At 43.1% G+C, this 24542-nt stretch carries 22 protein-coding genes and 2 pseudogenes; 22 read left to right on the forward strand and 2 right to left on the reverse strand.

What is annotated here, in order from left to right:
- The first annotated feature begins 2 nt into the window (after positions 1-2).
- Positions 3-635: a L(+)-tartrate dehydratase subunit beta gene (gene ttdB, locus G4417_RS02530; RefSeq protein WP_008707382.1), complete on the forward strand. Its 633-nt coding sequence runs from the start codon at positions 3-5 to the stop codon at positions 633-635.
- Positions 636-954: 319 nt separating this feature from the next.
- Here the strand turns inward: ttdB and G4417_RS17680 are convergent.
- Positions 955-1044, reverse strand: a pseudogene (locus G4417_RS17680) (DUF6783 domain-containing protein); the annotation flags it as partial.
- Here G4417_RS17680 and G4417_RS17685 point away from each other — a divergent pair.
- From G4417_RS17685 to thiI, 12 genes and pseudogenes are all read left to right on the forward strand, one after another.
- Positions 1015-1083: pseudogene (locus G4417_RS17685) on the forward strand (hypothetical protein); the annotation flags it as partial. The pseudogenes G4417_RS17680 and G4417_RS17685 sit on opposite strands and share 30 nt — an antisense overlap.
- Before the next feature lie 179 nt (positions 1084-1262).
- Positions 1263-4046, forward strand: a complete 2784-nt coding sequence (locus G4417_RS02535; RefSeq protein ID WP_173682531.1) for an ATP-binding protein — start codon at positions 1263-1265, stop codon at positions 4044-4046.
- Positions 4047-4183: 137 nt separating this feature from the next.
- Entirely contained in the window at positions 4184-6172 is a 1989-nt protein-coding gene (gene uvrB, locus G4417_RS02540; protein WP_202048472.1) for an excinuclease ABC subunit UvrB, read from the forward strand.
- Between the two features lie 479 nt (positions 6173-6651).
- Entirely contained in the window at positions 6652-7692 is a 1041-nt protein-coding gene (gene hrcA, locus G4417_RS02545; protein WP_022381212.1) for a heat-inducible transcriptional repressor HrcA, read from the forward strand.
- A gap of 17 nt (positions 7693-7709) precedes the next feature.
- Positions 7710-8354, forward strand: coding sequence for a nucleotide exchange factor GrpE (gene grpE / locus G4417_RS02550; RefSeq protein WP_022381213.1), 645 nt, complete (start codon positions 7710-7712; stop codon positions 8352-8354).
- A gap of 60 nt (positions 8355-8414) precedes the next feature.
- Complete coding sequence (gene dnaK, locus G4417_RS02555; protein WP_008707391.1) at positions 8415-10292, forward strand: molecular chaperone DnaK; 1878 nt, start codon at positions 8415-8417, stop codon at positions 10290-10292.
- A gap of 119 nt (positions 10293-10411) precedes the next feature.
- A complete protein-coding gene (gene dnaJ / locus G4417_RS02560) occupies positions 10412-11599 on the forward strand; it encodes a molecular chaperone DnaJ (RefSeq protein ID WP_173682532.1) in 1188 nt (395 codons plus the stop codon).
- Between the two features lie 119 nt (positions 11600-11718).
- Positions 11719-12444, forward strand: coding sequence for a phosphatase PAP2 family protein (locus G4417_RS02565; protein WP_118409623.1), 726 nt, complete (start codon positions 11719-11721; stop codon positions 12442-12444).
- A 117-nt stretch (positions 12445-12561) separates the two neighbouring features.
- Positions 12562-13515, forward strand: a complete 954-nt coding sequence (gene prmA, locus G4417_RS02570; RefSeq protein WP_008707396.1) for a 50S ribosomal protein L11 methyltransferase — start codon at positions 12562-12564, stop codon at positions 13513-13515.
- A gap of 4 nt (positions 13516-13519) precedes the next feature.
- Positions 13520-14266, forward strand: coding sequence for a 16S rRNA (uracil(1498)-N(3))-methyltransferase (locus G4417_RS02575; protein WP_118338578.1), 747 nt, complete (start codon positions 13520-13522; stop codon positions 14264-14266).
- Positions 14267-14287: 21 nt separating this feature from the next.
- Positions 14288-15442: a cysteine desulfurase family protein gene (locus G4417_RS02580; protein ID WP_173682533.1), complete on the forward strand. Its 1155-nt coding sequence runs from the start codon at positions 14288-14290 to the stop codon at positions 15440-15442.
- A gap of 40 nt (positions 15443-15482) precedes the next feature.
- Positions 15483-16664 carry a tRNA uracil 4-sulfurtransferase ThiI gene (thiI, locus tag G4417_RS02585; RefSeq protein WP_026649530.1) on the forward strand — a complete coding sequence of 394 codons (1182 nt, stop codon included), beginning with the start codon at positions 15483-15485 and terminating at the stop codon, positions 16662-16664.
- Between the two features lie 116 nt (positions 16665-16780).
- Here thiI and G4417_RS02590 read toward each other — a convergent pair whose 3' ends face one another.
- Positions 16781-17017, reverse strand: coding sequence for an HPr family phosphocarrier protein (locus G4417_RS02590; RefSeq protein ID WP_008707401.1), 237 nt, complete (start codon positions 17015-17017; stop codon positions 16781-16783).
- Positions 17018-17334: 317 nt separating this feature from the next.
- Between G4417_RS02590 and mtaB the strand changes: the two genes are divergently transcribed.
- The 9 genes from mtaB to G4417_RS02635 all read left to right on the forward strand — a co-directional run bounded on the left by mtaB (position 17335) and on the right by G4417_RS02635 (position 24541).
- Entirely contained in the window at positions 17335-18666 is a 1332-nt protein-coding gene (mtaB, locus tag G4417_RS02595; RefSeq protein WP_173682534.1) for a tRNA (N(6)-L-threonylcarbamoyladenosine(37)-C(2))-methylthiotransferase MtaB, read from the forward strand.
- Positions 18667-18946: 280 nt separating this feature from the next.
- On the forward strand, positions 18947-19219 hold the full coding sequence (locus G4417_RS02600) for an IreB family regulatory phosphoprotein (protein WP_020994102.1): 273 nt from the start codon (positions 18947-18949) through the stop codon (positions 19217-19219).
- Between the two features lies 1 nt (position 19220).
- Positions 19221-19643 (forward strand): Holliday junction resolvase RuvX, encoded by a 423-nt coding sequence (gene ruvX / locus G4417_RS02605; protein WP_008707411.1) that lies wholly within the window; start codon positions 19221-19223, stop codon positions 19641-19643.
- A 12-nt stretch (positions 19644-19655) separates the two neighbouring features.
- Positions 19656-19913, forward strand: a complete 258-nt coding sequence (locus tag G4417_RS02610) for a DUF1292 domain-containing protein (RefSeq protein ID WP_008707416.1) — start codon at positions 19656-19658, stop codon at positions 19911-19913.
- A gap of 163 nt (positions 19914-20076) precedes the next feature.
- Positions 20077-21825, forward strand: a complete 1749-nt coding sequence (locus G4417_RS02615; protein WP_227194659.1) for a ribonuclease J — start codon at positions 20077-20079, stop codon at positions 21823-21825.
- Between the two features lies 1 nt (position 21826).
- The gene (locus G4417_RS02620) at positions 21827-22171 is read left to right on the forward strand and encodes a YlbF family regulator (RefSeq protein WP_173682535.1); all 345 of its coding nucleotides are present in this window, start codon (positions 21827-21829) and stop codon (positions 22169-22171) included.
- A gap of 95 nt (positions 22172-22266) precedes the next feature.
- Positions 22267-22671, forward strand: a complete 405-nt coding sequence (locus G4417_RS02625; protein WP_173682536.1) for an endolytic transglycosylase MltG — start codon at positions 22267-22269, stop codon at positions 22669-22671.
- Positions 22668-23312, forward strand: coding sequence for an O-methyltransferase (locus G4417_RS02630; RefSeq protein ID WP_173682537.1), 645 nt, complete (start codon positions 22668-22670; stop codon positions 23310-23312). The genes G4417_RS02625 and G4417_RS02630 overlap by 4 nt, the downstream gene beginning before the upstream one ends.
- A gap of 5 nt (positions 23313-23317) precedes the next feature.
- Complete coding sequence (locus G4417_RS02635) at positions 23318-24541, forward strand: peptidase U32 family protein (protein WP_173682538.1); 1224 nt, start codon at positions 23318-23320, stop codon at positions 24539-24541.
- Position 24542: the final 1 nt, after the last annotated feature.

Here is a 24542-nt window from a genome sequence, read left to right on the forward strand (position 1 = left end):
ACATGATCGAAATCAGAGGAGATAAAAAAGTTCTTATTACACCAATCAGTGAAGAAGACCTGGCTGACATCAAAATCGGTGATATTGTATGGCTGGACGGAGAGCTGATGACCTGCCGTGATGTGGCACATCGCCGTCTGGTTGAGTATGGAAGAGAACTTCCATATGATATCAAGGACAAAGCAATTTTCCACGCTGGCCCAATCGTTCGTAAAATTGAGGGAACAGAAGATGACTATGAAATGGTTTCCGTTGGACCGACAACCTCCATGCGTATGGAGAAATTTGAGTATGAATTTACTAAGCTTACAGGTGTAAGAGTAATCGTTGGAAAAGGCGGAATGGGACCGAATACAGAGCGTGCATGCAAAGAATTTGGTGCGATCCACTGTGTATTCCCGGCTGGCTGTGCAGTAGTAGCTGCAACAGAGGTTGAGAAGATCGTAGAACATCACTGGGATGAGCTTGGAATGCCTGAGACCTTATGGTGCAACAAGGTAAAAGAATTTGGTCCACTGATCGTATCTATCGATGCACAGGGCCGCAACCTGTTTGAAGAAAACAAGGTTATCTTCAATGAGAGAAAAGAAGCCGCTAAGCAGGCTATTTATCCGGAAGTTAAGTTTATTAAATAATGCATTTCAGTTTTACAAAAGTAAAAACCGTACGATTTCTTCTTTATTGTTTCAAAGATAAAAAAAGATAAACATCATCTAAGATGAAAAGAAAAGGTGGCTCACAGATTTCCTTCATACATGGTCTGTGGGCTGCTTTTTTCTGTATACGAAATTTAAATAAATAGTAACTTTAACCGAATCAAGTAAGTCCCCTGCGGAGGTTGCGAAAAGCAATAAGCAGTGGGTGGGGACTCGCATACAAATGATTATGCCACTGCTACATCTTTTTCCTCCGCCTTGAAATAAAAAAAATTATCCTGCAAGATTGTTTCAGGAATTAACATGTCGACACATTAGAGCGTGTCTGAAAAATCATTCCCGCAATCTGCACGCCCCACTTTGCGATATATTTTGTCCGAATTCGGTTGTCGTAGCCCATGAATTTTGGCAAGTAAAGATTATCTGAAAACTGAAAAAATAGGTATAAAAAATAAATATAGGGCTGTTGCAATGACAGAAAATAAGGTATGATATCTGCAGAAGCATGATACATGTTTCCATAACCCGGGTGAAGTAAATGAAAAAGGCAATAATCTGTTGAGATATCTTCACCGGACAGACACAAAATCATTTGGAGAAAGTTATATGAAAAAGTTTAAGTTAAATGTACAGAGACATATCTGCATTTTATTATGCCTTATTTTATATATTACTGTGCTTCCCCTTCCTGTATCAGCAGAGAAAGCAAAATCCAAAACAGTCAGAGTAGGCTGGTATGAGGGAACCTATAATACCACAGGACCAGACGGTCAGAGGAGAGGCTACAGCTACGAATACCAGCAGGCAGTAGCTGCGCATACCGGATGGAAATATGAATATGTGGAGGGAAACTGGGCAGAACTGATGAGCATGCTGAAAAATGGACAGATCGATCTGCTGGGAGCCATTTCCTATACAGAGGAACGTTCCACTTCCATGCTTTTTTCAGAATTGCCTATGGGAGAGGATAAATATTACCTGTATGTGGATACTTCTAATACAGATATCTCCACTTCAGATCTGACTACATTAAATGGAAAAAGAATCGGTATGTTGCCGAATTCACTTCCTGCTGAAATGTTCCATGAGTGGGAGAAAAGTCATGGAGTGAACACGCAGCAGGTTGATATTACCGGTGCAGACGATGTCCGTCAGAAATTAAAAAATCATGAAATTGACGGATTTGTTTTAAATGAATCTCCACAGTGGGAAAGAGATAATATTTCTCCTGCTATTCTGATTGGTGGTTCTTATAATTATTTTGCAGTCAGCAAAAAACGCCCGGATTTGAAAGAAGAGCTGGATCAGGTAATGCAGAAGATAGAGAGGGAGAATCCTTTTTATACAGACGATCTTTATAAAAGGTATCTCTCCGCAAATTCCCTTGAAACTCTTACGGATGAGGAACAGAACTGGCTGGAACAGCATGGGGCGGTCCGGATTGGATATCTGAAAAATGATGTGGGTATCAGCCTTGTGGATACGGAGTCAGAGAAACCGGTAGGAATTATTAATGATTATATTAGTCTGGCTTCTGGCTGTCTGGGAGAAAAAAATATAGAATTTCAGTTGACAGGCTTTGATTCTCAGGAGGAAGAGCTGCAGGCATTAAAGGATAGCAGGATTGATATGATTTTTCATATGAATCAGAATCCATATGAAGCTGAGCAAAACGATGTTATATTGTCAAATACTGTTTTTGAAGTCAATGTTGCAGTACTCACCGGTGTTAAGAAGTTTGATGAAAATAAAGAGAATACAGTAGCAGTGAGCAGGAATAACCTGCTGGGGAAGTGGTATATTTCTTTTAACTATCCTTTCTGGAAAATAAAGGAATATGACTCATCTGCTGAGGCCGATAAAGCAGTTCAAAGTGGAGAGGCAGACTGCTTTGTTGCGAAGGCAGGACAGTCATTAAAGACACTGGAGGACAGCAAAATGCGCAGTATTTTTCTTACGAAATCCGGCGCTTCCTGTTTTGCGGTCACCAGGGAAAACACAACATTAATGAATATCCTGAACAAAACCATTCAGACTCTGCCTGCTTCCAGACTTTCCAGTCAGTTTTACGTATATGAAAACGCACCGGGCAAGGTTACTCTGGCAGAATACATAAAGGATAATCTGTGGGTAGTTTCCATTTGGTTTGTAAGTGTGGTCTTGATTATTGTATGGATCATAGTTTATCTGCTGATACAAGCGAGAAAAGCCCAGATTCAGGCAGAAAAGGCCAATGCCGCCAAATCAGATTTCCTTTTCAATATGTCTCACGATATCCGGACACCCATGAATGCCCTGCTGGGATACAGTGAGCTGATGAAAAGGGAATTGACTGATCCCAAGCTTCTGGATTATCAGGAGAAGATGGAACAGTCCGGAAATCTGCTGCTGTCTATTATCAATAATGTGCTGGACATGGCCCGGATTGAAAGCGGTAAGGTGGAACTGGATGAAGATTATGTGAAGATTAGAGATATTTATCACGGAATTTACAAAATTTTCCAGGCGGAAGCGGAGAAAAAAGGTATTCACCTTAAGATGGAATACGATGTCAAGCATGAGCACGTAATCTGCGATGAGACGAAGAACAGGGAAATTTTCCTCAATCTGATCAGTAATGCGGTAAAATATACAGCTTCAGGGGGAAGAGTTACCATAAGGATCACAGAGCTTGACTGTGACAGGAAAGACTATGTGCGGATACGGACTCAGGTAATTGATACAGGTATCGGAATGAGCGAAGAATTCCTTCCATCTCTCTTTGAGGCTTTTGCCAGGGAACGAAATACAACAGACGGAAAGATTGCGGGAACAGGTCTGGGAATGCCGATCATAAAGAAGTATATTGATATGATGTACGGAACTATTGAAGTAGAAAGTAAGCAGGGAGAAGGAAGTAAATTTACAGTTACCCTGGAATACAGGATTGCTGATAAGAGCTACTATGAACAGGATACGGAAAAATCTTCAGATGTGGATGAAACAGACAGAATCAGCGGAAAACATATTTTGCTTGCTGAGGATAATGATCTGAATGCGGAAATCGCACAGTTTATCCTGGAGGATATGGGACTTATGGTTGATCGTGTTGAGGATGGAGTTCAGTGTGTGTCAAGGATAGAACAGAAACCGGCAGGCACCTATGACCTGATCCTTATGGATATCCAGATGCCGAACATGGATGGCTACAGGGCAACTGAGATGATCCGCGGACTGTCAGATAAAGACAAAGCCACTATTCCGATCATAGCCATGACAGCCAATGCCTTTGAGGAAGACAGAAAAAAGGCACTGGCAAAAGGAATGAACGGACATATTGCAAAGCCTGTTGATGCAGAAAAAGTTGAGAAGACTATTTGTTCGGTTTTAGGCAGCCAGAGTGAACAGTAACGCGACACGTTAAAGTACAGAACAGGTATTCGCTTGCTCTGTACTTTTTTTATATGGGATGATATACTGAAAATATAACCATATTAAACATATTTCAATTTTTGATAAGTGAAATTTGATTAAAACAGGAGAATATTATGGATCATTTTGAATTGCATTCCGAGTACAAGCCAACTGGAGACCAGCCCCAGGCAATTGAGCGTCTGGTCAGGGGCTTTAAAGAAGGCAACCAGTTCGAAACTTTACTGGGTGTCACCGGTTCCGGCAAGACATTTACCATGGCGAACGTCATCGCTCAGCTAAACAAACCAACCCTCATCCTCGCCCACAACAAAACTCTCGCAGCACAGCTCTACGGAGAGATGAAGGAATTCTTCCCCGATAACGCAGTGGAATACTTTGTCTCCTATTATGACTACTATCAGCCGGAGGCTTATGTCCCGTCTTCAGACACCTATATTGCCAAAGACTCCTCCATCAATGACGAGATTGACAAACTCCGTCTCTCTGCCACAGCCGCAATGTCAGAGAGGAAAGACGTAGTGGTCATTTCCTCCGTTTCCTGTATCTACGGACTGGGTTCCCCTCAGGAATTCTTTGACATGATGATCTCTCTGCGTCCGGGAATGACCAAAGACCGGGATGAGGTAATCCGGGAACTGATCGACATTCAGTACACCAGAAATGAGATGGACTTCCACCGAAGCACCTTCCGTGTCCGTGGAGATACCCTGGAAATTTTTCCTGCCAACAGCTCCGACACAGCCGTGAGAGTAGAATTTTTTGGAGATGAGATTGACCGTATTTCAGAAATTGATGTACTGACAGGAGAAATCAAATGCCAGCGTTCTCATATCAGCATCTTCCCTGCATCCCACTATGTAGTACCAGCAGAACAGATCCAGAGAGCAGCTGTAGCAATAGAAGAAGAATTAAAAGAACGTGTAGAGTATTTCAAAAGTGAAGACAAGCTTCTGGAAGCCCAGCGAATCTCAGAACGCACCAATTTCGACATTGAAATGATGAAAGAAACCGGATTCTGTTCAGGAATCGAAAATTATTCCAGACATCTGTCAGGATTAAAGCCCGGACAGCCGCCATACACACTGCTGGACTATTTTGGAGATGACTTCTTACTTATTATAGACGAATCTCATATCACAGTACCTCAGGTAGGAGGAATGTATGCCGGTGACCAGAGCAGGAAGCAGACACTGGTAGACTACGGATTCCGGCTTCCTTCAGCCAAAGATAACCGCCCCTTAAGCTTCGAAGAATTCGAATCCAAACTGGATCAGGTCATGTTTGTATCTGCCACTCCGGGACAATATGAGTATGATCATGAACTCCTCCGTGCAGAACAGATCATCCGTCCAACCGGACTTCTGGATCCGAAAGTAGAAGTCCGCCCTATTGAAGGACAGATTGATGACCTGATCGGGGAAGTAAACAAAGAAGTGTCAAAGAAACACAAAATCCTGATTACCACTCTCACCAAACGAATGGCAGAAGACCTGACAGAATATATGAAAGAAGTAGGAATCAGAGTCCGTTACCTCCATTCCGATATCGATACCTTAGAGCGTGCCCGCATTATTCGTGATATGCGTCTGGATGTCTTTGATGTACTGGTAGGAATCAACCTTCTCAGGGAAGGCCTGGACATCCCGGAGATCACCCTGGTAGCAATCCTGGATGCAGACAAAGAAGGCTTCCTCCGTTCCGAAACCTCTCTCATCCAGACCATCGGACGAGCTGCCCGAAACAGCGAAGGCCACGTAATCATGTACGCAAACAACATGACCGATTCCATGCACAAAGCCATCACCGAAACCAACCGCCGCCGCATCATTCAGGAAGCCTATAACAAAGAACACGGAATCACTCCGACTACTATCAAAAAAGCAGTCCGCGACCTCATCGCCGTATCCAAAGCAGTAGCCGAAACCGAAGTCCGACTCCAGAAAGACCCAGAGTCCATGACCCGTAAAGAACTCACCAAACTCATCGCCCAGGTAGAAAAACAAATGCGCGCCGCAGCCGCAGATCTCAACTTCGAACAGGCCGCCGAACTACGTGATAAAATGATCGACCTGAAAAAGAACTTGGATACACTAGACAAATAATGTTTCTTAATCCAGTCCATCAGAGTGTGAAATCCTGCGTCAGATATCTTTGCCGTGCGTCAACACGCCTGCAGATATCTTCCTTGTCTTTCGCACTTTGCTGAACTGTCTTAAATGCATTATTTACAAGGATTGCTATAGAAGAGGCGATTCGCCTCCCAGGCGAGAGCCCCGCTTGTATAATCGTCCTGAACAGCCAGCGGGGAGAAATTATTGATATTGTGTGCCTTTAGCAGATTTCTGCAGACTTAGTATCTCTTAGCGTCCGAAACCGCACACAATATCAATAATTTCTCCCCGCGTCCCCTTTCTATAACATAATCTTAATAACCCCTATTGTTCATAAAATAACAAAAAATTCACAAAATAATATTGACAAACCAAATCAAGAGTGCTATCTTATGAGCATAAGGTGTTAGCACTCCTAAAACATGAGTGCTAACAAACCAAAAACAAAGGCAGTAAAGGAGTGGAACTTCATGGATCAGGAATTAGATGATCGTAAAAAGAAAATACTAAAAGCCATCATCAAAACCTACATGGAAACAGGCGAACCGGTGGGTTCCCGGACCATTTCCAAGTTTGCAGATTTAAATGTAAGCTCTGCCACCATCCGGAATGAGATGTCAGACCTGACAGATATGGGATATATCGTACAGCCCCACACCTCAGCCGGAAGAATTCCTTCTGATAAAGGTTATCGCCTCTACGTAGACGAGCTGATGAGAGAAAAGGAATCAGAGGTTCAGGAAATCAAAGATCTCATGATCGAGAAAACCGATAAAATGGACAAAATGCTGAAGCAGGTAGCAAAGGTACTGGCATCCAATACCAACTACGCAACAATGATCTCTGTTCCACAGTACAGCGGAAGCAAGATTAAATTCATCCAGCTTTCCCGTGTGACACCCCTTCAGCTTGTGGCAGTAGTAGTGAGTGATAACAATGTCATCCGAAACCAGATCATCAATCTGGATGAGGAGATGGACGATCAGACAATCCTGAAATTAAATCTTCTTCTTAACACCAACTTAAATGGGGTGCCCATTCAGGATATCAACCTGGGAATGATTGCCCGCCTGAAAGAACAGGCAGGTGTACATGGCTCTGTGGTTGGCACAGTCCTTGATGCAGTGGCAGACACCATCCAGGTAGACGAAGACGATATGCAGATATATACTTCAGGAGCAACCAACATTTTCAAGTATCCGGAGCTTGCAGACACAAGCAAAGCGAGCGAGCTGATTTCAGCATTTGAAGAGAAGCAGGATCTGGTAGACCTGGTGAAAGAGAGAATGTCTGATACCGAGAACACAGGAATTCAGGTGTACATTGGTGATGAGATGCCGGTGCAGACCATGAAAGACTGCAGTGTAGTCACAGCCACTTACGAACTTGGAAAAGGAATGCATGGTACCATCGGTATCATCGGTCCCAAGCGTATGGATTATGCAAACGTAGTTGACAGCCTGAAGGCTTTGAAAGTCCAGCTGGACGAACTGATTAAGAAAGAGAGTTAGAAAGGCGGTAATAGAGAGTGTCAGAAGAAACAAAGAACACAGCTCAGGAAGAAGAGACAACAGATACTCCGGTAACAGAAGAAACTGTTGAGAATGAACCTGAAGTTGTAGAGAACGGCGAAGCAGAAACAGAGGAAATCCCGGTAGAGGACGGAGACGAGGAAGCTTCCCAGGATGACAAGAAAGACAGCAAATCAAAAACTTCTTTCTTCGGCAAGAAGAAAAAAGAAAAAGATAAATTTGAACAGCAGATTGAAGAACTTACAGACAGGCTGAAACGAAACATGGCTGAATTCGATAACTTCCGTAAGAGAACGGAGAAAGAGAAATCCAGCATGTATATCATCGGAGCCAAGGACATAGTTGAGAAAATGCTTCCGGTTGTGGATAACTTCGAGAGAGGTCTTGCACAGGCACCTGAAGGAGATTCTTTTGCAGATGGCATGAAGATGATCTACAAACAGCTGATCACCACATTAGATGAGCTGGGCGTGAAACCGATTGAAGCAGTGGGTAAGGAATTTGATCCGAACTTCCACAACGCAGTAATGCATGTGGAGGATGAAGAAGCTGGTGAGAATATTGTGGTAGAAGAATTCCAGAAGGGTTACACCTACAAGGATTTCGTAGTCCGCCACAGTATGGTAAAAGTAGCCAACTAATTTACATGAAAATATAGAATATATCAAATCTAGTTGAAAATAAACAGGAGGAACAAGATTATGGGAAAAATCATTGGTATTGACTTAGGTACAACAAACAGCTGTGTAGCCGTAATGGAAGGCGGACAGCCAACAGTTATCGCTAATACAGAAGGCGCAAGAACAACACCATCAGTTGTCGCTTTCACAAAAACAGGAGAACGTCTTGTAGGTGAACCTGCAAAACGTCAGGCAGTAACAAACGCAGAGAGAACAATCTCTTCCATTAAAAGAGAGATGGGTACTGACTATCGTGTAACAATCGACGACAAGAAATATTCTCCACAGGAAATTTCTGCTATGATTCTTCAGAAACTGAAAAAAGATGCAGAAGGATACCTTGGTGAGAAAGTTACAGAAGCAGTTATCACAGTTCCTGCATATTTCAATGATGCTCAGCGTCAGGCAACAAAAGATGCCGGTAAAATCGCAGGTCTTGATGTAAAACGTATCATCAACGAGCCAACAGCAGCAGCTCTTGCATATGGTCTTGACAATGAAAAAGAACAGAAGATCATGGTATACGATTTAGGTGGCGGTACATTCGATGTATCTGTGATCGAAATCGGTGACGGCGTTATCGAAGTACTTTCCACAGCAGGTAACAACCGTCTTGGTGGTGATGACTTCGACCAGAAAGTTACAGATTACATGCTTGCAGAGTTTAAGAAAGCAGAAGGCGTAGACTTAAGCAATGATAAGATGGCACTTCAGAGATTAAAAGAAGCTGCAGAGAAAGCAAAGAAAGAGCTTTCTTCCGCAACAACTACAAACATCAATCTGCCATTCATCACAGCTACAGCAGAAGGCCCGAAACACTTCGATATGAACCTTACAAGAGCTAAATTCGATGAATTAACACATGACTTAGTAGAAATGACAGCAGAACCGGTACGTCGTGCACTTTCAGATGCAGGTATCACAGCATCTGAACTTGGCCAGGTACTTCTGGTTGGTGGATCTTCCCGTATCCCGGCTGTTCAGGATAAAGTAAGACAGTTAACAGGCAAAGAGCCAAGCAAGAACCTGAACCCGGATGAGTGTGTAGCACTTGGTGCTTCTATCCAGGGTGGTAAACTTGCAGGTGATGCAGGCGCAGGTGATATCCTTCTTCTGGATGTTACTCCACTGTCACTGTCCATCGAGACAATGGGTGGTATTGCAACAAGACTGATTGAGAGAAATACTACAATTCCTACAAGAAAGAGCCAGATTTTCTCAACAGCAGCAGACAACCAGACAGCAGTAGATATCAACGTTGTACAGGGTGAGCGTCAGTTTGCAAAAGACAACAAATCCCTTGGCCAGTTCCGTCTGGACGGAATCCCGCCAGCACGTCGTGGTGTTCCGCAGATTGAAGTTACATTTGATATCGATGCAAACGGTATCGTAAATGTATCTGCTAAGGATCTTGGAACAGGTAAAGAACAGCACATCACAATCACAGCTGGTTCTAACATGTCTGATTCCGATATCGACAAGGCAGTAAAAGAAGCTGCTGAGTTTGAAGCACAGGATAAGAAACGTAAAGAAGCAATCGATACAAGAAACAATGCTGATTCCATGGTATTCCAGGTTGAGAATGCACTGAAAGAAGCCGGAGACAAGATCGATGCTAATGATAAAGCTGCTGTAGAAGCAGACCTGAACGCACTGAAAGATTTACTGTCTCAGACTGCAAATGCAGAAGAGATGACAGATTCTCAGGTAGCAGATATCAAAGCTGCTCAGGAGAAGATGATGGAAAGTGCTCAGAAGCTTTTCGCTAAAATGTATGAGCAGACACAGCAGGCAGGCGGCCAGGCAGGACCGGACATGAATATGGGCGGCGGTGCAGCAGGCAGCACAGATGCAGGAAACAACGATGATGTTGTAGATGCTGATTACAAAGAAGTATAATGTGACATTTCTGTAAAAGCAGAGATTTGCAACGGAAATATCAATAATAACTGTTCAGTGGGAGAGTCTCTCTCACTGAATAGTTGTGTTATAAATAAAACGGGTATAGGATTAAAATCATGGCTGATAAGAGAGATTATTATGAAGTCTTAGGCGTGGACAAAAGCGCCGATGACGCAACACTTAAAAAAGCATATCGTAAGCTGGCCAAGAAGTATCACCCGGATGTAAATCCAGGAGATAAAGAGGCTGAGGCGAAATTTAAAGAGGCAACAGAGGCTTACACCATCTTAAGCGATCCGGAGAAGAGAAAACAGTATGACCAGTTTGGCCATGCGGCTTTTGAAAACGGTGGCGGAGGTGCCGGCGGCGGCTTCGGAGGTTTTGATTTTAACGGTGCTGATATGGGTGATATCTTCGGCGATATTTTCGGCGATTTATTTGGCGGCGGCAGCAGAAGCAGACGTGCCAATAATGGTCCGATGAAGGGAGCTAATCTCCGCGCACGCGTAAATATTACTTTTGAAGAAGCTGTCTTTGGCTGTGAGAAGGAACTGGAGATCGTACTGAAAGACGAGTGTACCACCTGTCATGGAACAGGTGCGAAGCCGGGTACTTCACCGGTAACCTGTCCGAAATGTCATGGAGAAGGTCAGGTTGTTTATACACAGCAGTCGATGTTTGGAATGGTGCGTAATGTACAGACTTGTCCGGATTGTCATGGATCAGGTAAGATCATCAAGGATAAATGTACTTCCTGCCGCGGAACCGGATATACATCTTCAAGAAAGAAGATTCAGGTATCTGTACCTGCAGGTATTGACAATGGTCAGAGCATCCGCATCCGTGAGAAGGGTGAACCGGGTACAAACGGAGGTCCGAGAGGCGATCTGCTTGTAGAAGTAAATGTTGCACGTCATCCGATCTTCCAGAGACAGGATATGAATATCTTCTCTACTGCGCCTCTTACATACGCGCAGGCAGCACTGGGCGGTACTGTACGTATCAACACAGTGGATGGAGAGGTTGAATATGAAGTGAAACCCGGAACTCAGACAGACACAAGGATCCGTCTGAAGGGAAAAGGTGTACCGTCTCTGAGAAATAAGAATATACGTGGCGATCATTATGTGACTTTCGTTGTGCAGGTTCCTACAAACCTCAACGAAGAAGCAAAAGAAGCACTGCGCAAATTCGATGAGGCGTGTGGTAACCGTCCGAAATCAAAAGATTCTGATGATTTTGAAAAACCGGAAAAGAAGAAAAAGAGTTTCATGGATAAATTAAAAGAGACTTTTGAGGATTAATTATAAAAGAAAATTAAAGAAAAGAGGTTTACCCTCTTTTCTTTTTTTGTATAGTCGTGTATATTGAAGAGTAACGGTAAAAATCAGATGAACAGACAGGAATAAAAGTTTCCTGAGAAATGGAGAGATATTTGACAAAAACAGAGAAGATCGCAGCTTTTCGGGAGAAGTATCTCCCTGTATGGGCAATTTTGCCGCTGATAAGCATTTTTGTATTAAACTGTCTTATTTACTGGGGAAGCGGAGTACTGACAGCAGATAGATATCATTTTGATTTTACCATGTCACTGGACAGGGCAGTGCCGTTAATACCACAGTTTATCTGGATTTATATTCTGGCATTTCCTTTTTGGGCAGTGAATTATATTCTGGCCGCACAGAGAGGAAAAGATGGATTTTATCGGTTTGTGGCAACTGATCTGACTGTTCATATTACATGTTTTATTATTTTTCTGGTTTTGCCAACTACCAATGTCAGACCTGAGATTGCAGGAACTACATGGTCCCAGCAGATGCTTAAGTTTGTTTATCTCATGGATGGTGGAAACAGTCCGTCTAACTTATTTCCGTCAATCCATTGTTATGTAAGCTGGCTGAGCTGGCGCGGAGTCAGTAAATCAGAGAATATTCCAAAATGGTATCAGCATTTTTCACTGATTTTTGCAATACTGATCATTATTTCTACCCAGGTGCTTAAACAGCATTATCTGGTGGATGCCATTGCCGGAGTTGCACTGGTAGAACTGGCGTGGAGATTTTACAGCAAAGGAAACCGCCACGAGATATTCAGACATTTTTTTGAGAAAATAAGTGAAGCATGCAGTCGGTGGGTAAATAAGAATTGACTGGATGTGGTGAGATGCTGCATTATGGGAATAGCTGCAGAGTAACAGAGAATGGGCCAGACATATTTTGGGATGATAATAGTTAATTATATAACATAAAGAAATGGAGACAATTACATGAAGTGGAACCGTTTTACAGTAAAAACGAAAACAGAAGCAGAAGATATCGTTATCAGCACACTTGCAGAAGTCGGCATTGAAGGCGTGGAAATTCAGGACAAACAGCCTCTGACTGAGGAAGACAAGGCTCAGATGTTTGTAGATATTATGCCGGAAGGACCTGCAGATGACGGCGTTGCCTATCTGAATTTTTATCTGGAAGAAGATGCAGACAAAGAAGCAATCCTGAAAGATGTTCGTGAAGCATTAGATGACCTGAAGAATTTTATGGACATCGGGGAAGCTACCATTGAAGAATCTCAGACAGAGGACAAGGACTGGATTAATAACTGGAAACAGTATTTCCACCAGTTTTATGTAGATGATATCCTTATCGTACCGTCATGGGAAGAAGTAAAAGCAGAGGATAAAGACAAGATGATCCTTCACATTGATCCGGGTACAGCCTTCGGTACAGGTATGCATGAGACTACTCAGCTTGTGATTCGCCAGTTAAAGAAATATGTAACACCGGATACAGAGATGCTTGACGTAGGAACCGGAAGCGGTATCCTTGGTATCGTTGCCCTGAAACTTGGTGCGAAACATGTACTGGGAACAGACCTTGATCCATGTGCAGTTCCTGCAGTTGCAGAGAATAAAGAAGCAAACCAGATCGTGGATGAAACTTTTGATATGGTGATCGGAAACATCATTGACGATAAAGCGATTCAGGATCAGGCAGGATATGAAAAATATGATATTGTAACAGCAAATATCCTTGCAGATGTTCTGATCCCTCTGACACCGGTAATTGTAAACCAGATGAAGAAAGGTGCTTACTACATTACCTCCGGTATTCTTGATGTGAAAGAAGAAGTTGTAGTGGAGGCAGTAAAAGCAGCAGGCCTGACGGTCGTAGAAGTGACGCATCAGGGCGAGTGGGTTTCCGTAACAGCAAGAAAGGACTGATCCTATGCAGCGTTTTTTTGTGGAGCCTTATCAGATTGAGGAAGAGGCACACCGTATCCACATCAATGGGACAGATGTAAATCATATTAAAAACGTTCTCCGCATGAAATGTGGGGAGGATGTGTGGATCAGTGACGGAGGAGATAAAGAATATCACTGTCAGATTGAAGAACTGGGAGAGGATGAGGTTCTGTTGCATATCCTCTATGCACAGGAGCCGGAATATGAGCTGCCCAATAAGCTTTATCTTTTTCAGGGACTGCCGAAAGCAGACAAGATGGAACTGATCATCCAGAAAGCAGTAGAGTTGGGAGCTTTTTCTATAATCCCGGTAGAGACAAAGCGATGTGTGGTGAAACTGGATGTTAAGAAGGCAGCAAAGAAGGTGGTTCGCTGGCAGCAGATCGCAGAGAGTGCAGCAAAGCAGTCCAAGCGAATGCTGATCCCGGAGATCCATGAAGTAATGACCTACAAACAGGCACTGGAATTTGCGAAACAGTTAGATGTAAAACTGATCCCGTACGAACTTGCCAAAGGAATGAAAGAAACCAGAGAAATCCTCAGCGAGATTAAGCCTGGACAGTCTGTCGGTATCTTTATCGGACCGGAGGGTGGATTCGAGGAAGAAGAGGTAGCAAAGGCACTGGAAGCAGGTGCCCATGCGATTACACTTGGAAGACGAATCCTCAGAACTGAGACAGCAGGACTTGCGATTCTTTCAGTTCTGATGTTCCAGTTGGAAAATGAATAATAGAAACAAGAGAGAACAAAAATGGAAGCATATTTTGATAATTCAGCCACGACCCGCTGCTTTGAAGAAGTAAAGGACATCGTGGTAAAAACAATGATGGAAGATTTCGGAAACCCATCTGCCATGCATCAGAAAGGTGTAGACGCAGAAGGGTATGTCAAAGAATCCGCCAGAACTTTGGCACAGATACTGAAAGTAACAGAAAAAGAAATCCTGTTTACTTCCGGCGGAACAGAGTCAAACAACCTGGCTCTGATCGGTGGTGCGCTTGCCAACAAACGAAGTGGTAATCACATTGTCACAACTGCAGTAGAGCATGCTGCAGTCAGCCAGCCGGTAGCTTTTCTGCAGGAACAGGGATTTGAAGTGACCATTCTTCCTGTAGACGGGCATGGAGTAGTAAAACTTGACGCATTGGAGAAAGCATTAAGGCCGGATACCATTCTCGTATCTACAATGATGGTAAATAATGAGACCGGTGCGGTTATGCCTGTAGAGAAAATCGGTGCCATGATCCAGGAAAAGTGTCCGAAGGCGCTGTATCATGTAGATGCGATCCAGGCATTCGGCAAATATCGTATTTATCCGAAGAAATGGAATATCCATCTTCTGTCTGTCAGCTCACATAAGATCCATGGACCAAAAGGAGTTGGATTCCTGTACATCAACAGCAAGGCAAAAGTGCAGCCTCTCATTCTCGGCGGCGGCCAGCAGAACGGCATGCGTTCCGGAACAGACAACGTACCGGGAATCGCAGGACTTGGCGTTGCAGCAAAGATGATGTACCAGAACTTTGATGAGAAAGCAGAACATCTCTATCAGTTAAAAGAACGTATGGCAGAGGGACTTTCTAAGATGAATGATGTAGTGATCAATGGAATGCCTGTCAGAGAGGGTGCACCTCATATTTTAAGCGTCAGCTTTCTGGGAATCAGAAGCGAGGTATTGCTTCACACATTAGAGGATAGAAATATTTATGTATCAGCAGGAAGCGCATGCTCCAGTCACAAGAGAAAACCAAGTGCAACACTTTCAGCAATGGGAATGAGTAACGCACAGATTGAGAATACCGTACGTATCAGCTTTTCAGAGGAGAATACTTTCGAAGAAGTTGATTACTGCCTGGAAGTTCTGAACGAAGTACTTCCAATGCTGAAACGCTATGCGCGCAGATAATTATTATAGCAATTCCATAAAATAAGAGAAGGAGAAACAAATGATATTTCACGCATTTTTGATAAAATACGCAGAAATCGCTATCAAGGGTAAGAACAGATACATGTTCGAGGATGCCCTTGTAAAGCAGATGAACATCGCTCTTTCCAAAGTAGAAGGCGAGTTTGAAGTAAAGAAAGAACAGGGAAGAATTTATGTATTCTGCCCGGAACAGTATGATTATGATGAGACAGTAGAAGCTTTGCAGCACGTATTTGGTATTGTCGGAATCTGCCCTGTAGTGATCTGCGAGGATCAGGGATTCGAGCAGATGGCAAAGGACGTAGTTTCTTATATGAAAAACTGTCATCCAAACTACAGCGGAAGCTTTAAAGTATATACAAGAAGAGCAAAGAAATCCTATCCGATCACATCCATGGAAGTCAGCGCAGAACTGGGCGGCCGCATTCTGGATGAATTCCCGGATGCAAGTGTAGATGTACATGAACCGGATCTGACTCTCTCTGTGGAAATCAGAGACAAGATTTATGTATATTCCCAGACTATCAAGGGCGCAGGCGGAATGCCGATCGGCACAAACGGAAAAGCCATGCTTCTTCTTTCAGGCGGCATCGACAGCCCGGTAGCAGGATACATGATCGCAAAACGTGGCGTTAAAATTGACGCTGTATATTTCCACGCTCCGCCATACACCAGCGAGAGAGCAAAACAGAAAGTTGTAGATCTGGCAAAACAGGTAGCAAAATACAGTGGACCAATCCGCCTTCATGTAGTGAACTTCACAGATATCCAGCTTTATATTTACGACCAGTGTCCGCACGATGAGCTGACTATCATTATGCGTCGTTACATGATGCGTATTGCAGAGCATTTCGCAAAAGAAAGCAGATGTCTCGGTCTGATCACTGGAGAAAGTATCGGTCAGGTTGCCAGCCAGACCCTGCAGAGCCTTGCAGCAACAAACGAAGTCTGCACACTCCCTGTATACCGTCCGGTTATCGGATTCGACAAACAGGAAATCGTAGAAAGATCCTGGGAAATCGGAACCTATGAAACATCCATTCAGCCATTCGAAGACTGTTGTACTATTTTCGTGGCAAAACATCCGGTTACCAAACCAAACCTGAACGTGATCCACCGTTCTGAAACAAAACTGGAAGAAAAAATTGACGAACTCATGAAGACAGCGCTGGAGACTGTTGAGATTATTGAGATTGATTAATATCGATTACAAACATTCGGAATCTGCTGACGCTATTTCCTTATGTTTGAACTTGAAACTCTGGTATGCAAAAAAAAGAGGAACTGGTAAACAGTTCCTCAATGACTGCGAAAAAATTATTCTGTAACGTATTTGCCTACGATTGCCATAACGGTATCAAGAGCAGCGCCATCAGCGTGGATGTTTAAATCGATTGGTTTGGATAAATCAAGGCTGAAAATGCCCATGATAGATTTTGCGTCGATTACATATCTTCCGGATACTAAATCGAAATCGCAGTCGAATTTGCTGATTTCATTAACGAACGCTTTCACTTTATCGATAGAGTTCAGTGAAATTTTAACTGTTTTCATTATGAGAACCTCCCTTAATAATAGTTATTTGCTGACCTGATTGTCTGTCAGCTTACAGTTTTCATCTTAACGGCAGAGACCATAAAAGTCAAGGTGAAAACGGATAAAATTTCCAGAAAGATTTAGTGAAAATGTAGAACAGTGCTAAAATATCAGACTGTTTTGTAGAAAATGAACAATAACTAAAGCGAAAACAAAATCTATTCTGTAAGCATATACGTTTTCGAAATGTCAGCATGTATACAAAGTCCAGACTACAGAAAATGAGTATGCAGGTATAGAATTATAAAAACAGAAAAATCAATTAGGAGGAAAGAATGGGAAAAAAAGTTGCACTTCACAACTTAGGATGTAAAGTAAACGCCTATGAAGTAGAAGCCATGCAGCAGCTCCTGGAAGAAGCGGGCTACGAGATCGTACCTTTTGAACCGGGCGCTGATGTATATTTAATTAATACCTGTACAGTAACCAACATTGCAGACCGTAAATCCAGACAGATGCTGCACAAAGCAAAGAAAATGAACCCGGATGCTATCGTGATCGCAGCCGGATGTTATGTACAGACAGATGAAGGGAAACTGGATAAAGATGAGGCTGTAGACCTGATCCTTGGAAACAATCAGAAAGGAAATATTGTCCAGGTACTCGAGGAATATGAGCAACAGCACACCAAACAGAAACATGTGCTCAAGATAAACCAGACAAAAGAATATGAAGAACTGGCAATTGATCATACAGCAGAGCATGTACGCGCATATATCAAAGTTCAGGACGGCTGTAATCAATTCTGTACTTACTGTATCATTCCTTATGCAAGAGGTCGTGTCAGAAGCCGTAAGATCGCGCATGTAATGGATGAGGTTCATGCACTTGCAGCAAAAGGATACAAGGAAGTTGTTCTGACAGGAATTCATTTAAGCTCTTATGGTGTAGATTTCCCGGCAGAAGAGAAAGAAACACTGCTTTCCCTGATCCGGGCAGTACATGAGGTAGAAGGAATCGAACGAATCCGTCTGGGCTCCCTGGAACCGGGAATCATCACAGAAGAATTTGTGCAGAGCATTGCCGCATTGCCGAAAATGTGTCCGCATTTCCATCTGTCCCTGCAGAGCGGATGTGATACCACACTGGAGCGAATGAATCGCAGATACAGAAGCGCAGAATATGCAGAGAAATGCGGGCTTCTGAGAAAATATCTGGGAAATCCTGCGCTTACCACAGATGTGATCGTTGGTTTTCCGATGGAAACAGAAGAAGATTTTCAGGATTCCTATGATTTCGTAGAGAGCATTCATTTTTATGAAACTCATATTTTCAAATATTCCCGCCGCCATGGAACAAAGGCTGCAGCCATGTCCGGACAGCTCACTGAAGCACAGAAAGCGGTCAGAAGTGATAAAATGCTTGCTTTAAATGAACAGCATGCGAAAGAATATGAGAAATCCATGCTCGGCAGTGAACTGAAAGTACTTCTTGAGGAAGAAGTAGAGATTAACGGAGAGCAGTGGTATATTGGCCACAGTATGGAATATATTAAAACAGCAGTGAAAAAACAGGACAACTATAGTGTGAATGACATCATTACTGTAAAAGCTGAAGAATTCCTGGAAGAACATACATTAACAGGTGAGGTTCTGGGAGTAGAATAGTTACAGTTCACACACCACTATCCCGAGACATACAAGCCAAAATTCCATTGCCGCAGGCAATCTGGAATGAATTTTGGCTATGTTACTGAGAACGGAGTGAACAGTAACGTGTGTGAACAGTAACGAATAATCATCAATAAATTTGCGGTTGCACAATACGTGGAATTATATTAAAATATAGAAGAATATATGTGTATTGTATACGAAATTTGCAATACATAGCAAAGCAGAATTACTAAGAAGGCTTTGCGACAATAAATCAGGTAAGGACGTGAATAAAATGGCAGAGAACAATCTGGGTAATACCCAATATTTCAGAACAAAACCAGACCAGGAACTTCAGGTAAAAGAAGTTCTGGATCTTGTTTACACAGCAATGGATGAGAAAGGATACAATCCGGTCAATCAGATCGTTGGATATATTATGTCCGGAGATCCTACTTACATCACCAGTCATAAGGGCGCAAGAAGCATGATCATGAAGGTAGAGCGCGACGAACTGGTAGAGGAACTTTTAAACGAGTATATTAAGAACAAATCCTGGGAACGCTGATATGAGGGTTCTGGGATTAGATTATGGATCAAAAACAGTCGGTGTAGCTATCAGTGATCCGTTGGGGATCACCGCTCAGGGTGTAGAGACGATCTGGCGTAAACAGGAGAACCACCTGCGCCAGACACTTGCCCGTATTGAAGAACTTGTTTCGGAATATCACGTGGAGAAGATCGTGCTTGGATATCCGAAGAACATGAACAATACGATTGGAGAACGTGCCCAAAAATCACTGGAATTTAAAGAAATGCTGGAGAGACGTACAGGTCTTGAAGTGATCATGTGGGACGAGCGTCTGACAACAGTAGAAGCCAATCGTACTTTAATGGAAGCCAGTGTGCGCAGAGAGAACCGCAAGCAGTATCTGGATCAGCTGGCTGCTGTTTTTATTTTGCAGGGATATCTGGATTCCCTGTCCTGTTAGGAGATTAATAAGATGGAGAAAATTAAATTTCAGCTTGAGGACGGAACAGAAGCGGAGTTTTATGTAGAGGAGCAGACCAGGATCGGAGGAGTTGCATATCTTCTGGTATCTGATTCTCAGGATGATGAGGCGACAGCCTATATTTTTAAAGACGTGTCAGAGGATGACAGTCAGGAAGCCTGCTATGAAATGGTCGAGGACGAGGATGAGATGCAGGCTGTTTTTAAAGTATTTGAACAAATGTTAGATGACGTAGACCTTGAAATGTAGCATGGAGGTGTAGTACTTGAGTAACGAAAATAACAACCAGTTTAATAATGAAGCGCGTGAAAATCATGACGGACAGTTCGGACATGGTCAGAAGAGGCCATACAACAGACCGAAGAATTATAAATATAAACCACAGCACAGAAACTCTTATGGAAGAAAACCAATGCAGGACCGCAAGGCTCCGGCAGATAAAGAGAAGAACGGAATACAGGTACCATTTAAGGCTGCGATAAAGAATTCTTCCCGCAGACCGAAGAAACCAACATCTAAATTAAAGATCATTCCTCTGGGTGGTCTGGAACAGATTGGAATGAATATCACAGCATTTGAATATGAAGACAGCATTGTTGTGGTAGACTGCGGTCTTGCTTTCCCGGAAGATGATATGCTCGGAATTGACCTTGTCATTCCGGATGTCACCTATTTAAAAGAGAATATTTCCAAAGTAAAAGGCTTTGTGATCACTCATGGACATGAGGACCATATCGGTGCGCTGCCGTATGTACTCAAAGATGTAAATGTCCCTGTTTATTCCACGAAGCTGACCATTGCCCTTATTGCAAATAAGCTGAAAGAGCATAATATGACCAATACTACCAAGTTAAAGGAAGTAAGGCATGGACAGGTCATTAATCTTGGTGATTTTTCAATTGAATTTATCAAGACAAACCATAGTATCCAGGATGCATCTGCACTTGCGATCTATTCTCCGGCAGGCATTGTAGTGCATACCGGCGACTTTAAAGTAGATTATACTCCTGTATTCGGAGATGCCATTGATCTGCAGCGTTTTGCAGAGATTGGAAGAAAGGGAGTACTGGCACTGATGTGTGACAGTACTAATGCAGAGAGAACCGGATTTACCATGTCTGAACGTTCTGTGGGACATGTATTTGATAATCTTTTCAATGAATATAAGACAAACAGAATCATTATTGCCACTTTTGCATCCAATGTAGACCGCGTACAGCAGATCATTAACACAGCTTATCGTTTCGGACGCAAGGTTGCAGTAGAGGGCCGCAGTATGGTAAATGTTATTACAACTGCAGCAGAGCTTGGATACCTTCGCATTCCGGATCAGACTCTGATTGAGATCGATCAGGTTAAGAATTACCCGGATGAACAGGTAGTGCTGATCACAACAGGAAGCCAGGGTGAATCCATGGCAGCTCTTTCCCGTATGGCTGCAAACATCCATAAGAAAATAGTGATCAAACCGAATGATACTATTATTTTCAGTTCCAATCCGATTCCGGGAAATGAGAAAGCGGTATCCAAGGTTATCAATGAGCTTTCCATGAAGGGTGCGAAGGTTATTTTCCAGGATGTCCATGTTTCCGGACATGCCTGCCAGGAAGAAATCAAGCTGATCTATTCTCTGGTAAAACCGAAATATGCAATCCCTGTTCATGGTGAATACAGACATCTGACCGCACAGAAAAATGTGGTTGAGGAACTTGGAATCCCCAAAGAGAATATCTTTGTCCTTGCATCCGGAAATATTCTGGAGCTTGACAGCCAGAGTGCACAAGTAACAGGCACTGTACACACAGGAGCAATCCTGGTAGACGGACTTGGTGTAGGAGATGTAGGAAATATCGTTCTTCGTGACCGTCAGCATCTTGCAGAAGATGGAATTATGATCGTTGTGGTTACGTTGGAACGCCACAGCAATGTGATTCTTGCAGGACCGGACATTGTTTCCAGAGGCTTCGTATATGTGAGGGAATCTGAGGATCTGATGGATGATGCAAGAGAAGTGGTAGAGAATGCACTGGATTCTTGTCTGGAACGTAATATTACGGATTGGGGCAAGATTAAGACAGTTGTGAAGGATGCGCTCAGTGAATTTTTATGGAAACGTACCAAGAGAAGTCCTATGATCCTGCCTATTATCATGGAGGCATAAAATGGAATCAAATACAATAGAGGAAAGTATAAAAGGGCTTCTGGAGGCTATAAAGGAGAGTCCTAAATATCTGGAATTTCAGAAGCAGAGTGATATCCTGAAAAAGAAGCCCGAACTGAAGGAACGTGTGGATACATTCAGGGCAGATAATTATAAAGTCCAGAATGAATGTGATTCTGATAATCTGTTTGAAGTTGTAGAGCAGATGGGAAAAGAATCCGCAGAGCTTCGCAGACACCCGGAAGTGAATGCGTATCTGGATGCGGAGCTTGCTTTGTGCAAAATGATGCAGAGAATCTGTATAAAACTGGGAGAAGGTATTGATATAGATGTCCCGGGAATGTGATCAGATAAACTGTAAAACAGTTATCCGGTTGTGATCAGATAACTGAGCGGATGATTATGATTATATCCGCCTGACATACAGAAAGGAAATAGCTTATGAGTGATACCAGAGAACGGGCAGGTGCAGCAGGCGTTGTTGTTGCAGGAACGTTTTTTAAGATCGTACTTTATATATGTGTGATAGTTTTACTTTTCTGGGTAGGAAAGGCTTCTTATCAGTTTGGACATGATGTCTTTAATCAGCAGGCCATGAGTCCCGGAGAAGGACAGGAAGTTACAGTGGTGATCAAGGAAGATGCTTCCCTGTATAAGATTGCCAAAACTCTTCAGAAAAAAGGTCTGGTCAAGAGTGCAACGGTATTTTATGTTCAGGAGAGAATGTCCACTTATCATGGAAAGCTTCAGGCCGGAACGTATCTGTTAAGTACGGCATATACACCTAATCGTATCATGGGAATTCTGGCAGGTGATGATGAACAGGAAGGGGTAAGTGATTCGTGATAGTTGACGAGCGGATGCGTACCTATATTAATTCACTGGATATGGGAAATACACCGTTTCTTGAAGAATTGGAGCAGTATGCCATCAGGGAACGAGTGCCGATCATCCGGAGAGAAATGCAGAGCTTTATAAAAATGTTTCTGGCTGTAAATCGGCCGAAGCGTATTCTGGAGGTGGGGACAGCCATTGGCTTCTCCACACTTCTTATGTGTGAATATGGTCCGGAGGATCTTGAAATGGTAACGATCGAGAATTATGAGAAGAGGATCCCCATCGCAAAAGAGAATTTCAGGAGAGCCGGTCGGGAAGCGCAGATTACTCTGCTAGAGGGAGACGCAGGACAGATATTAAAAGAACTGGAAGATTCATTTGACATGATCTTTATGGATGCTGCAAAGGGACAGTATATCAACTGGCTTCCGGATGTGATGCGTCTTATGAAAAATGGCGGTGTTCTCATTTCTGACAATGTGCTTCAGGAGGGTGATATCATAGAGTCGCATTATCTGGTAGAGCGCAGGAACAGAACCATATATAGGAGGATGCGAGAGTATCTGTATGAACTGAAACATAATCCATCCCTGATAACTTCGATCATTCCCCTGGGAGACGGAGTTACAGTCAGTGTGAAACAGGAGTGAATAATATGAGAAAAATAGAATTGCTGGTTCCGGCGAGCAGTCTTGAGGTGTTGAAGATTGCTGTTGTTTTCGGAGCAGATGCAGTATATATCGGTGGAGAAGCCTTTGGACTTCGTGCTAAAGCCAAGAACTTTTCCCATGAAGATATGAAGGAAGGAATCGCCTTTGCCCATGCACATGGAGTGAAAGTCTATGTGACTGTAAATATCCTGGCCCATAATTATGATCTGCCGGGTGTGAGGGAATATCTGACAGAGCTGAAAGAACTGAAGCCGGATGCACTGATTATTGCAGATCCGGGAATCTATATGTATGCAAAGGAAATCTGTCCGGAAATTGAACGCCATATCAGTACACAGGCAAACAATACTAACTATGAGACATATCGTTTCTGGTACAATCTGGGAGCAAAGCGTGTGGTAACAGCCAGAGAGCTTTCGCTTGCAGAGATTAAAGAGATCAGAGAGCATATTCCGGAGGATATGGAGATTGAAACATTCATCCATGGTGCTATGTGCATTTCCTATTCCGGAAGATGTCTGCTCAGCAATTATCTAGCAGGACGTGATGCCAATCAGGGAGCCTGTACCCATCCCTGCCGCTGGAAATATTCCATTGTTGAGGAGAAACGTCCGGGAGAATATATGCCTGTATTTGAGAATGAGAGAGGAACCTATATCTTTAATTCCAAGGATCTCTGCATGATCGAGCATATGGACGATATCATTAACAGCGGAATCGACAGTCTGAAGATAGAAGGCCGTATGAAAACCGCTCTCTATGTTGCAACAGTTGCCAGAACTTACCGCAAGGCAATAGACGACTATATGGAGAGCCCTGAGAAATATCAGGCAAATATGCCATGGTACCAGGAACAGATTTCCAACTGTACCTACAGACAGTTTACAACCGGATTCTTCTATGGAAAACCGGATGAGAATACACAGATTTATGATAATAATACTTATCAGAAGGAATATACGTATCTGGGATTTGCTGAGGCAGTGGATGAACGGGGTTATGCGCAGATCACTCAAAGAAATAAATTCTCTGTAGGTGAGACGATTGAAATTATGAAACCAGACGGACAGAATGTAGCTGTCACTGTGAAGGGAATTTATGATGAGGAAGGCAATTCCATGGAGAGTGCGCCTCACGCACAGCAGAAGCTGTTTATCGACCTAGGAACCGAAATCCAGGTTTACGATCTGTTAAGAAGAGCAGAGTGAT

The sequence above is a fragment of the Blautia wexlerae genome (genome assembly GCF_013300825.1).
In the GTDB taxonomy this organism is placed as follows: Bacteria; Bacillota; Clostridia; order Lachnospirales; family Lachnospiraceae; genus Blautia_A; species Blautia_A wexlerae_B.